Source organism: Bradyrhizobium forestalis (assembly GCF_002795245.1).
Lineage (GTDB): Bacteria > Pseudomonadota > Alphaproteobacteria > Rhizobiales > Xanthobacteraceae > Bradyrhizobium > Bradyrhizobium forestalis.
Genome location: NZ_PGVG01000009.1, coordinates 123220 through 134805, shown reverse-complemented (window position 1 = coordinate 134805; position 11586 = coordinate 123220). Strand labels below are relative to the sequence as shown.

The following is an 11586-nucleotide window of genomic DNA, read 5'->3' as shown; positions in this document are numbered from 1 at the left end:
AATTCAGCCGTGAGGCAGGCCGCGCTCCGAGAGGACCAGCCTGAAAGCCGCAACCGACGTGTGGTGGTGCGCGAACAGGCCCGCCTCGCGCGCGCCCGCGACGTTGGCCGCGAGATCGTCGACGAACAGGACGGTGTCCGGCCTTACGTTGAGCTCCGACACGCAGAGGCGATAGCAGCGCGGGTCCGGCTTTGCAGCCTTGAATTGGGCCGAGGTGTAGATTCGGGAGCCGAACAGGGGACGCAGGTCCGGCAGCAGCGTGTCGATGTGGTCCGCGACCAGAGTGGTGTTGTTGGTCAGGACGGCAATGTCGACGGTTTGGCGCAAGCTGCCGGCAATCTCCAGCATCGCGCGATCGGCCTGCATGGAACGGCGACGCGCCTCCACCCACTCGTCGAGCGATAGCGGATAGCCGATGCGCTCGCCGAAGCCCCGCAGATAGTCGGCGGCCTCGAGCGCGCCGGAATCGCCGAGCAACTCGAAGCCGGATTCCCAGATCGCCTTGTAGACGAACTCGCTCGTCGCCCCTGCGAGCTCCGCGAGATACGCCACCCGCTTGCTCCTGTCGTACCGACAAAGGACGTTGTCCATGTCGAACAGGACCAGCTTGACAGCATCAATCACAGCAACACTCTAGGCCCGGCCGGATATGGCCGCTACGAGCGTACGATGCTGGCTGACGGCGGGTCAATGGCGGGCGCCGCTTCGGAGGTTTGCGGATCGCTTCCGACGAGAGGGCCGCCGTCAGTCTTCGAGCGTGAAGCCTACGCGCAAGGCTACTTGATAGTGGCCGACAGTGCCGTTCTCGATGTGGCCACGAGTCTGCACCACCTCGAACCACTTCATCTCGCGAACGGTCTTCGACGCGCGGCTGATCGCGTTCTTGATCGCGTCTTCGATCGAGGTCTCGGACGATCCGACCAGGTCCAGGATCTTGTAGACATGGTCTCTCTCAGCTGCAGGCATGATGGCCTCCCTCGGTTGCGCTGCGGCACGCGTCGACGCGTGTGCTCCCATTTGAACGAGCGTCAGGCAGTCCGGTTCCGTCCTGCGCGATGGCCCGCATGCACCAGCCGAGGTGGAGCGGCCGGCGTCCGCCTGCTAAGCGCTGTCCATGGATTCGGCGCGGCGCGACAGGACGATCGGCTCTCTCTGCCTCTGCGTGACGGCGTTCGGCTGGGCGTTGAACTGGCCGCTGATGAAGCTGTTGCTGCAGCAATGGCCGCCTCTGTTCGCACGAGGACTTGCCGGGGCCTGTGCCTCGCTCATTCTCGGCACCCTGGTGCTGAGCCGGAAGGAGTCTTTCGCCGTTCCGCGCGAGGCGGTCCCGCGGCTGCTGTTTGCGACCTTCACCAACGTCTTTGCCTGGATGGGTCTCGGCACGGTCGCGATGAAATATGTGAGTGTGAGCGAGGGCGCTCTGCTCGCCTATACAATGCCGATCTGGGCGATGCTGTTCGCCTGGCCGGTGCTGCACACGCGGCCGGCCCCGCGGGATATTTTCGGGCTCGTGCTTGGCGTTGCCGGCGTCACGCTGCTCCTGAGCGGCAACGGCCTTGCGTTCAGCGCCGACAAGCTGCTGGGCATTGTGCTGGCGCTGCTTTGTGCCATCCTGTTCGCGCTCGGCAACGTGATCAACCGCAAGCCGCTGCCGATGCCGCCGCTGGTCGTCGTCGCCTGGCAGGTCGGGCTCGGCTGCGCCACGATGCTGATTCTCGGCGTCGCGTTCGAGCACCCTGACGTCACCGCGATCACCCCGCTCGGGCTCGGCTGCTTCGTCTATATGACCCTGGTGCCAATGGGCCTTTGCTACGTCACCTGGTTCGAGACGCTGCGCCGTCTGCCGCCGACCACGGCCTCGACCGGCATGCTGATCGTGCCCGTTATCGGCGTGGTCTCCGCCGCCATCATTCTCGGCGAGCCGCTGGGCTATCGCGAATGGACGGCGATGGCGCTCACGCTCGGCGGCGTGACACTCGCCTTGCAGCGGGGATAATGCGCGGAGCCTCGCCTCCTACGGATCCAGCTCCGTATCCCAGTACAGATAGTCCAGCCAGCTGTCGTGCAGATAGTTCGGCGGGAAGAGACGGCCGTTGCGGTGGAGCTGGTGCACGGTCGGTGCGAACGCGTTCTGGCGCGGAAACATCTTTGCCTGTGCCGGCGTGAGGTTGCCCTTGCGCAGATTGCACGGCGAACACGCCGCGACCACGTTCTCCCAGGTGGTCTGGCCGCCTTTGCTGCGCGGGATGATGTGATCGAAGGTGAGGTCTTCGGGCGAGCCGCAATATTGGCAGGCGAAACGATCGCGCAGGAAGACGTTGAATCGGGTGAAGGCGGGATGGGTGGTCGGCTTGACGAAAGATTTGAGCGAGACGACGCTCGGCAGCTGCATTTCCAGCGTGGGACTTCGAACCGCCTGATCGTAATGCGCTACGATGTTGACGCGGTCGAGGAACACCGCCTTGATCGCGTCCTGCCACGACCACAGAGACAGTGGGTAGTAACTCAGCGGCCGGAAGTCCGCATTCAGCACCAACACCGGCCAACTGCCTTGCGAGACATGTGCGTTCAAGTAACGCTCCCGGCCTCCAATGTACGCTGCGAAGCAGCATGTATTGACATACTACATGCAGCGTGACGGGATTGTGAAGCCCGTTGAGCGACTTATTCAGGCGCAAGCAATGCGGCGCCGGGGTGGCAAAAGTGCTCAAAAAGCCGCGATCCCGGGGGCGTGGAACCGCCCGCCCCAGCGTGGGCTGGCCTTGCCACGGCAGCTACTCCCGTACCCGCTCCAGCTTCTGCAGGCACCGCGTCGTGCGCACCGCCGCCGGCATCTCCTCGTCCGGAAAGCTGGTCTCCCAATTGGTGACGCCGACCTCGCCGACATAGATGTCGCCCCTTGAGTCCAGCGCGACCCCATGCGGCGCGAGGAATTTGCCGCTGGCAACGCCCGGGCCCTCCTCGCCGCCAACTCGTGCGATGCGATTTCCCCTGGCGTCCACGATCGACAGCCGCGGGCCGATGTTGGGCACATTGCGGTTGATGGCAAGGCCGGGGCCGAGCTCGCCAATCACGAAGGTCGGGCTCTTGGTCCCGCCGCAGCAGCACAGCGCGCAGGGGCGGTGCAGATTGTTCCACTGCGTCTCGTATTTGCCCTCGCCGTTGAAGACCTGGACGCGGTGGTTCTCGCGGTCGGCGACATAGACCCAGCCGTCGGCATCGGTGGCGATATTGTGCACGATGTTGAACTGGCCGGGGTCGGTGCCCGGCTCCCCCCAGCTCTTGATCAGCTTGCCGTCGGGCGTGAACTTGTGCACGCGCGCATTGCCATAGCCGTCGGAGACGTAGATCTCGCCCTTCGGCGACAGCGCGGTGTGGGTGCAGCGGTGGAACGGCTCGCCGCTCATGAACGGCGCCGGCTTTGCCGGGATGCCGATCGTCAGCAGCACCTTGCCGTCGGTGGTGCATTTGCGCACGGTGTGATCGCCGTCATCGGTGCAATAGAGATTGTCGTCGGCATCGATGTGCAGGCCATGCGCGCGGGAGAACAGGCCTTCGCCCCAACTGCGGAGGAAATTGCCTTCGCGGTCCAGCACGACCATCGGATGGGCGCCGCGGTTGAACACGTAGATGCGGTCGCGGCTGTCGACCGCGACCGAGGCGACGTCGGTGAGCTGCCAGCCGTCGGGCAATTTCGCGAAGTTCTCGACGACGCGGTACCGGTGTTCGCCGCTGCCGAGAATGGTTGGCATTGATCTCTCCTCTGGTCATTCCGGGGCACGCGAAGCGTGAACCCGGAATACATCGTACGACAACGTCGGGGATAAATGGATTCCGGGCTCGCGCTGACGCGCGCCCCGGAATGACGGCTGTGGTTATGTCCGCCCCAGCATCCCTTCCTCGATCGCCTTGATCTGGAGCGCGAGGTATTTCGAGTTGATCCGGCATTGCGCGAGGCTGCCGGCGATGAACCAGAGGCCGGGCTGCTTCGTGCGCGCATACATGTTGCGCAGCTCGTGACCGTCGCCAAAACCCCAGATCGGGCCGACGCGGTCGGCGATGGCATCGCCGAACAGCTTTCGTACCAGATATTCCTGCGGCTTGTAGCCGGTGGAGAGCACGATGAGGTCGGCTGCAATGGTCGAGCCGTCCTTCATCCGCGCGCCCTCGGTGACGAAGCTGTCGATGTCGGAAAACTGCCTGAGCTTGATCTTGCCCTCGACGATGAGGTTGGAGCAGCCGACGTTGAAGTAATAACCGCCGCCGCGGGTGAGGTATTTGAACTGCCAGCCGGTGCCGGCCTCGCCGAAGTCGAGCTTGAAGCCGACGCGGGCAAGGCCGTCGAGCAGCTCCTTGTCGAGCTGCTTCGACTGCTCTGTCAGCATCACATGCGTCTTCTTCGTCAGCGGCGTCGGCATCGACGCCGCGATCAGATCATTGTCCTCGAGCGTGCCCTCGTTGTAGGTGGCATAGGCGAGCTGCGCCGACGGCTCGATGTTGGTGACCAGCGTCGGCGAGCGCTGCACCAGTGTCACCTCGGCGCCGCTGGAATACAGATCCTGCGCGATATCGTGACCGCTGTTGCCGGTGCCGATGACGATGGCGCGCTTGCCTGTCCAGCTCTCGCCGTCCTCGTAGCGGCTGGAATGCAGCAGTGTGCCCTTGAAATTGTCGAGGCCCCGAATATCAGTCACGTTGGCGATGCCGCTGACGCCGGTCGCCATGATCACGTGGCGCGGATGCATGGTGCGCCGGCTGCCGTCGGCGCGCCGCAGCGCCACAGTCCAATGGCCATTGGCCTCGTCATAGGCGCCGCCTTCGAACTCGGTGCCGGTCCAGAAGTTCAGCTCCATGGCATCGACATAGGCCTCGAACCAGTTGGCGAGCTTGTCCTTGGGAATATAGGTCGGCCAGTTCGGCGGAAACGGCATGTAGGGCAGGTGATTGACCTGCACCTGGTTGTGCAGCGTCAGCGCGTGATAGCGCTTGCGCCAGTTGTCGCCGATCCGCGCCTCGCGATCGACGATCAGCGTGTCGACCTTGAGCTGCTTCAGCCGCGCCGCGATGGCAAGTCCGGCCTGGCCGCCGCCGACCACCAGCACGACCGGATCGCGGTCGGCATAGTTGAGCGAGGCATTGCGCTGGTCGAGCCAGTTCGGCCCGCGGAAATCACGCGAATAGGCCTGCCCCCGCGGCCGCGAGGTACCGAGCTGTTCTTCAAATCCCTTGAGCTCGTCGAGTGCAGTCAACAGCGTCCAGGCTTTCAGACGGTCGCCGTCGGCGGCATCGGGCACAAGCCGCACGATGCCGCTGTCGCGGCCGATCGCGGTCCCGAAACTGAAGATGGTCTCGATATTGTTCGTGCCGGCGCGCATCACCCATCGCGGCGGCGCACGATTGGGAGCGACCTTGAAATTGATCGGCGCGGCCTTGGGCGCGAGCTCCGTCAACGCTTGCGCGACTGCATCGCGGCTGGCGGTGGTTTGCAGGTTCCAGCTCAGCGCCAGCACGTCGCGCCAAAAACATTCGGCAACGAACAGGCCGGCGAGCGCAGCGGAATCGGGTTTGCCAAGCATGCGCTCGAAATCATCGAGCCAGGCTTGTGCAGCGACGGAAATGTCCTTCGTCCTGTCCAGCATGCGCGACCTCGTGGCCGTCTTCGCGGCGTTTCCTCTCTGGCCGAACGCTATACTGGATCAGTGATCGTCCAAAGCGCTTTACCCGAGCCGTGAGAGCATATGGCTCTGCCTGGTGGGAATGCGCTCCTTCAGGGTGACTTGTTCAGGGTGACTTGGGCCTAGGCAGTGAGCACGCCCTCGCGTTTCTTCACCGCGCGGTAATAGCTCCACCATAGATGCGCCGCCGCGCCGCGCAGGGGACGCCAGGGCTCGGCGAGCGGCGCCATCTGTTTTTCCGTCGGCCGCGCCTGAAGGCCAAGGCCGATGCGAATCCCTTCCTGCACGGCGAGGTCGCCGGCCGGCCAGGCATCGCCATGGCCGAGGCAGAACAACAGATAGACGTCCGCGGTCCAGGGGCCGATGCCCGGCAGCGCGATCAGCGTGTGATGCGCGGCGTCGGCATCTTCCTCCGCGAGCACGTCGAGGTTCAGCCGCTGCGCGGTGATCTCGCGCGCCAGATGCTTCAGCGTCTTGATCTTGGCGGCGGACAGGCCGAGCCGCCCCAGCCGGTCGGTGCGCGCACGGCGCACGGCGTCATGATCGAACGGATCGAAGGCGGCCGACAGTCGTCCCCAGATCGCCGAGGCACTCGCGGTCGAGAGCTGCTGCCCGCAAACGATGTGTGCCAGCCCCGTAAAACCCGGCTCGCGCCGCCGCAACGCCGGCATGCCCGCGATCTCGAGCACGGGTTTGAGGCGCGAATCGCGCTTGATCAGCGCGTGAACGGCCTCTTCGAGATCGGACTGGGTTTCGAGGTGGATGGTCATGACGTCATCGGCTCGCCGCGATGCGGATTTGGCGTCCTGTGGACGGCTTGGGACGATAAGATTAAGACCATACTATCGGAATCCTGGAAGCGTTCGATGACTTTGAGAAGTATTCCTGTGGAGATGGACGGCGAGAAAGTCGCTGGGATCGATGCCATGCTGGACCGCGTCGTCGATGAACACCGGGTCTTCCTGCCGCTGGCCATCGAGAGTGGAAGCCGCGCCTGGGGTTTTGCGTCCCCCGACAGCGACTATGATTGTCGGTTTGTCTATGTGCGCCGCGCGGCCGATCACATTACGCCATGGGTCAGTCGTGACGTCATCGAGCTCCCGCTCGAAGGAGATCTCGACGCAAACGGTTGGGACTTGCGCAAGGCATTGCAGCTACTGTTGAAGGGCAATGCGGTGATCGTGGAGTGGCTGTGTTCGCCCGTCGTTTACCGGGGGCAGGCGTGGTTTCGCGACGAGTTCCTGGCGTTTGCCAGGGAGGCCGCGAGCCGGAAGGCCGTCTGCCGTCACTATCTTCATCTCGGCGAGCGTCAGCGGCGAGTCTATTTCGGGGATGGGACGAGCGTTGCGCAAAAGAAAATCTTCTATGCACTTCGACCGGCCGCCGCTTTGCGATGGCTGCGCATGCATCCCACCGATGCCGTGGCGCCGATGCATTTTCCGACCCTCATGGAGGAGTGCGACCCGCCGAGCGAACTGAAATCGGAGGTCGTCGATCTCATGGCTCGGAAGGCGATCACACACGAACTGGGCTCAGCGCCTCTGCCGCGGACCGTGGCCAGCTTCCTCGATACAGAGTTCGAGCTTGCCCGTAGTCTCTACGAAGGTAGCGGGCCAAGTGCGTCGGAAGAGATGGTCCGTCGGGCAGAACAATTTTACCGCAACGTAGTGGAGCGCCTCGAACGTGAGAACGGAGCTGTTCTTCCGTTTCGGCTCACCTGATGCCACCCGTTTTCCGATTTGCCCCGAGCCCGAACGGCTTCCTGCATCTCGGCCACGCCTATTCCGCGCTGCTCAACTTCGATCGCGCGCGAGAGATCGGCGGGCGGCTGTTGCTGCGGATCGAGGACATCGATGCGACGCGCTGCCGGCCGGAATATGAGACGGCGATCTACGAGGATCTCGCCTGGCTCGGGATCTCCTGGCAGACGCCGGTGCGCCGGCAGTCCGAACATCTCGCCGACTATCGCGCCGCGCTGGAAAAGCTCTCTGCGCTGGGTCTCGTCTATCCTGCCTTCGAAAGCCGGGCCGAGATTGCAAAGCTGGTGGCCGCGCGCGAGGCCGACGGGCCGTGGCCGCGCGATCCCGACGGCGCGCCGCTTTATCCCGGCGACGCCAAATCACTGTCGGCCGACGAGCGGTCGCAGCTGATCGCATCAGGCGCGCCTTACGCGCTGCGGCTCGACATGGGAGCCGCCTGCCGTCGCACCGCCGACCTGACCTGGAACGAGCACGGCGAGGGGCCCGATGGCGAGCGCGGCATCGTCCCGGCGCGGCCGGAGGCCTGGGGCGATGTGGTCCTGGCCCGCAAGGAGACGCCGACCAGCTACCATCTGTCGGTGGTCGTCGACGACGCGCTCCAGGACGTCAGCGAGATCGTGCGGGGTCAGGACCTGTTTTACGCCACCTCGGTGCACCGCTTGCTCCAGGTCCTGCTCGGCCTGCCCGAGCCCGCCTATCGCCATCACCGGCTGATTCGCGATGAGGCCGGCCGGAAGTTGTCGAAGTCGAGCCGCTCGACCGGTCTGCGCGAATTGCGCGCGGCCGGCATCACGGCTGCCCGCATCCGCCGGCTGGTGGGATTAGGTTAAGTTTCTCTGGGGGTTAGCAAAACGTCGCCGTGACTCCGGGTGTTCCTCCGTGCCATGCTTGGGTAGCGCGGGGTTCCCAGCGCGGGGTTCGAAGAGGGTACTTCGAAGGGGATTCATGGCGGCGAAAACGCGTCCAGTGCGCACCACGCGGACGTCCAGGCGGCTGCCTCGGAAGCGGCCCAGGGCGGCCGGCCGGTTGCGCAAGCGCAGCACCAAGGCCGTCGCGCCGGACGTCGTCCAGGCGGCGCTGGCCGCCTTTGCCCATGAGGTCCGCACCCCCCTGACTGGCATTCTGGCGATCAGCGACCTGCTCGCGACGTCCGATCTCGGCGAACGGGAGCGGCGCTGGGCCGACACCATCAAGGCCGGCGCCGAGCATCTGGCGAGCCTTGCCACGCTGTTCGTGGATGCCGCCAGAACGGGCAAGGGGGCGGGAAAGGGCGGCAGCACGCTGCGGCAGGACCTGTTCGACTTCAGGACGCTCGCCCGCAGCGCCGGCGATTCGCTGGCCGGCCGCGCCGCGGCCAAAGGTCTCCAGGCCGAGGTCAAGATCTCCGAAAAGCTCCCAGGACTCGTGGTTGGTGATCCCGTCCGCCTGCGCGCCGCGCTCGAGAACCTGATCGACAATGCCGTGAAATTCACCGACCAGGGCGGCGTGGCGCTCGCAGTCGAGCCGTGGCGTCCTGCCAAAGGCAAAGCGAAGGGCAAGGGCAGGGTCGGCGTCGCCTTCGCGGTGTCCGACAGCGGCATCGGCCTGACCATGGCCGAGATCAAGCGGCTGTTCCGCCCGTTCACCCAGGCCAATGTCACCATCGCCTCACGCTTCGGCGGCGCCGGCTTGGGGCTCTCCTCGGTCAAGCAATTGGCGCGTGCGATGGGCGGTGACATCACCGTCGCTCCGCGCCGCGGCGGCGGCGCCACCTTCACGTTGACGGTGTCGCTGGATGCGGCGGGGGCGGGCAAGACCCGCAAGGCGAAGAACGGCGGCGAGCCCGAGGCAGTGGCCGCCCTTCGCGTGCTCAGCGTCGAGGACAACCCGTTCGGCCGCGTCGTGCTCAATACCATCCTGACCGAGCTTGGCCATCATGCCGAGTTCATCGGGCGCGGCGAGGATGCCGTGAACCGGCTGGAGCAGGGCGCGTTCGACGCGGTGCTGATGGACATGGTGCTGCCGGGCATCGACGGCATCGAGGCCATCAGGCGGATTCGCGCGCTGCCGACGCCGCTGGCCCAGATCCCGATCATCGGCGTGTCCGGCCGCGGCGAGGACGAGGCAGCCTCGCGCGAGGCCGGTGCCGACGCCTTCCTGGTCAAGCCTGTGTCTCCGCGGGCTTTAGCGACTGCGCTGCTTGAAGCGACACGCCGTGAGGCAGCCGCGACTTGATGATCGCGGCGTTGAGTTCGCCGCCGTAAACGAAGATCGCAGCGATGAAATATAGGAACACCAGCGCGATGATCACCGAGGCGAGCCCCGCATACATCGTCACGTAGTTGTTGGCGAAGCGCGCCAGATACTGTCCGAAGACGACGCCGGAGACCAGCGACGCCACCACCGTGAAGATGATGCCCGGCATGATCTGGAGGAAGCTGCGCCGCCCCGCCGGCAGCCAGGCGTGCAGGATGAACAGTGCCACCACCAGCGCGCTGATCGTGATGCCGTAGCGCAGCCAGGTGAGAATGCTTTCGTTGGATTCGACGAACAGCGGAATGTGGCGCCGCGCGGCCTCGATGATCAGCGGACCGAGCACGATCAGGAACGCCATCGCGAGCGCGGTGAACGCCGCAATCAGCGTGTAGGCAATTGATTCCAACCGTAGCCAGTACCAGCGCCGCATCTCCACCACCGCATAGGCGCGGTTGAGCGCGACCCGCAGCGCCTCGACGCCGTTGGAGGCGAAATAGACCGACAATGCCGCGCCGATGGTCAGAATGCCGGTGCGGGTGGTGGTCAGCACGTCATGGACCTCGCCCGAGATCGAATCGGCGACCTGCTTGGGCCAGATCTGCAGCATCAGGCTGGCGGCTTGGTCGGCCAGTTCCTTGGAGCCAACGAAGCCGGCGAGCGAGGTCAGCACGATCAGGAACGGGAACAGCGCCATCAGCGTCGACAAGGCGATGTGGCTAGCGATCGCCCAGCCGTCGTCGGCGAGGAACGTGTAGAACGCGTCCATCACGACGACGTAGATGTAGCGGATCGCTTTCACGGCTTGCCCTGTACTGCTTCCTCCTCCCGCTTGCGGGGAGAGGGGAAGACGGTCGGCGAGGGACGCAAATCGGAAATCATCCAGCTAGCTTCTGACATTATTGGCTCAAAAGCCAGATCGCGAAGCGCCCCGCCGTCATTCCGGGGCGCGCGAAGCGCGAGTCCGGAATCCATCTAGCCGCAGCGCAAGTGGCACGATGGATTCCGGGCTCGACGCGCCGGGCCTCGCTTCGCTCGATCCCGCCGCATCGCCCCGGAATGACGAACTGGGGAGATGGCGGACCGGCGCACACGGTGTTATCTACCCCGAATGGCATCTCTCCTGAGTACTTTTATCCTGCCGGCGGCAGCCGGCGCCGTGGCGTTGGTGCTGCTGCTCGGACTCATCAATATGATGCGCGGCGGCTCGCCCAACACCTCGCAGAAGCTGATGCGCTGGCGCGTGCTGCTTCAGTTCGTGGCGATCATCATCGCGATGCTCGCTGTCTGGGCGATGGGGCGTTAATCATGGTGGTGCTGAACCGCATCTACACGAAGACCGGTGACGACGGCACGACGGCGCTCGGAACCGGCGAGCGGCGTCCGAAATACGATCTGCGCATCGAGGCCTATGGCACCGTTGACGAGACCAACGCCGCGATCGGCGTGGTCAGGCTCCACACCCGGGACATGCCCGAGTTCGATGCGATGCTCGGCCGCATCCAGAATGATCTGTTCGACCTTGGCGCGGATCTCGCCGTGCCCGAACGGGAGGGGAAAGCCGAACGGCTGCGGGTGGTGACGAGCCAGGTCGAGCGGCTCGAGCGCGACATCGACGCGCTCAACGACAAGCTCGCGCCGCTGACCTCCTTCGTGCTTCCCGGCGGCACACCGGCCGCCGCCTATCTGCATGTGGCGCGCACGATATGCCGCAGGGCGGAACGCGTCATCGTGGAACTGGCGGCTCGACCGGGCGAGACGGTCAGCGCGGCTGGCATCCAGTATATGAACCGCCTGTCGGACTTCCTGTTCGTGGCGAGCCGCGCCGCTAACCATGATGGCGCCGGTGACGTGCTCTGGGTTCCGGGCCAGAACCGCTGACCCATTTGGGCGGCGCATTTCTAAGGTCTAAAAATTGG

General features: G+C 65.0%; 13 protein-coding genes. 6 read left to right on the top strand and 7 right to left on the bottom strand.

The genetic code is table 11. The features are described 5' to 3' along the window. Window positions 1-3: 3 nt before the first annotated feature. A complete protein-coding gene (locus CVM73_RS13560) occupies window positions 4-624 on the bottom strand; it encodes an HAD family hydrolase (protein WP_347338456.1) in 621 nt (206 codons plus the stop codon). A 120-nt stretch (window positions 625-744) separates the two neighbouring features. Continuing rightward, complete coding sequence (locus CVM73_RS13555; RefSeq protein WP_100232479.1) at window positions 745-966, bottom strand: dodecin; 222 nt, start codon at window positions 964-966, stop codon at window positions 745-747. Between the two features lie 148 nt (window positions 967-1114). Here CVM73_RS13555 and CVM73_RS13550 point away from each other — a divergent pair, with 148 nt between their 5' ends. After that, window positions 1115-1996 (top strand): DMT family transporter, encoded by an 882-nt coding sequence (locus tag CVM73_RS13550; protein ID WP_100232478.1) that lies wholly within the window; start codon window positions 1115-1117, stop codon window positions 1994-1996. Between the two features lie 18 nt (window positions 1997-2014). On the opposite strand, the gene CVM73_RS13545 is transcribed toward CVM73_RS13550, so the two are convergent. From CVM73_RS13545 to CVM73_RS13530, 4 genes are all read right to left on the bottom strand, one after another. Next, window positions 2015-2572 (bottom strand): HNH endonuclease, encoded by a 558-nt coding sequence (locus tag CVM73_RS13545; RefSeq protein WP_100232477.1) that lies wholly within the window; start codon window positions 2570-2572, stop codon window positions 2015-2017. Between the two features lie 202 nt (window positions 2573-2774). After that, complete coding sequence (locus tag CVM73_RS13540) at window positions 2775-3752, bottom strand: peptidyl-alpha-hydroxyglycine alpha-amidating lyase family protein (RefSeq protein ID WP_100232476.1); 978 nt, start codon at window positions 3750-3752, stop codon at window positions 2775-2777. A gap of 123 nt (window positions 3753-3875) precedes the next feature. Then, the gene (locus CVM73_RS13535) at window positions 3876-5639 is read right to left on the bottom strand and encodes a flavin-containing monooxygenase (protein WP_100232475.1); all 1764 of its coding nucleotides are present in this window, start codon (window positions 5637-5639) and stop codon (window positions 3876-3878) included. A 158-nt stretch (window positions 5640-5797) separates the two neighbouring features. Then, on the bottom strand, window positions 5798-6445 hold the full coding sequence (locus tag CVM73_RS13530) for a DNA-3-methyladenine glycosylase family protein (protein WP_100232474.1): 648 nt from the start codon (window positions 6443-6445) through the stop codon (window positions 5798-5800). On the opposite strand from CVM73_RS13530, the gene CVM73_RS13525 reads away from it, so the two are divergent. The 3 genes from CVM73_RS13525 (at window position 6398) to CVM73_RS13515 (ending at window position 9649) form a co-directional block, all read left to right on the top strand. Next, window positions 6398-7396, top strand: a complete 999-nt coding sequence (locus CVM73_RS13525; RefSeq protein WP_245452294.1) for a nucleotidyltransferase domain-containing protein — start codon at window positions 6398-6400, stop codon at window positions 7394-7396. The genes CVM73_RS13530 and CVM73_RS13525 overlap by 48 nt on opposite strands. Further along, on the top strand, window positions 7396-8265 hold the full coding sequence (gene gluQRS / locus CVM73_RS13520) for a tRNA glutamyl-Q(34) synthetase GluQRS (protein WP_167406819.1): 870 nt from the start codon (window positions 7396-7398) through the stop codon (window positions 8263-8265). The genes CVM73_RS13525 and gluQRS overlap by 1 nt, the downstream gene beginning before the upstream one ends. A 115-nt stretch (window positions 8266-8380) precedes the next feature. Beyond that, window positions 8381-9649, top strand: coding sequence for an ATP-binding protein (locus tag CVM73_RS13515; protein ID WP_100232471.1), 1269 nt, complete (start codon window positions 8381-8383; stop codon window positions 9647-9649). Here the strand turns inward: CVM73_RS13515 and CVM73_RS13510 are convergent. Continuing rightward, on the bottom strand, window positions 9576-10469 hold the full coding sequence (locus CVM73_RS13510) for a YihY/virulence factor BrkB family protein (protein ID WP_100232470.1): 894 nt from the start codon (window positions 10467-10469) through the stop codon (window positions 9576-9578). The two genes, CVM73_RS13515 and CVM73_RS13510, sit on opposite strands and share 74 nt — an antisense overlap. 309 nt (window positions 10470-10778) lie before the next feature. Between CVM73_RS13510 and CVM73_RS13505 the strand changes: the two genes are divergently transcribed. After that, window positions 10779-10973, top strand: a complete 195-nt coding sequence (locus CVM73_RS13505) for a twin transmembrane helix small protein (protein WP_028178512.1) — start codon at window positions 10779-10781, stop codon at window positions 10971-10973. Window positions 10974-10975: 2 nt separating this feature from the next. Further along, window positions 10976-11548 (top strand): cob(I)yrinic acid a,c-diamide adenosyltransferase, encoded by a 573-nt coding sequence (locus CVM73_RS13500; RefSeq protein WP_100232469.1) that lies wholly within the window; start codon window positions 10976-10978, stop codon window positions 11546-11548. The last annotated feature ends 38 nt before the right edge of the window (window positions 11549-11586 follow it).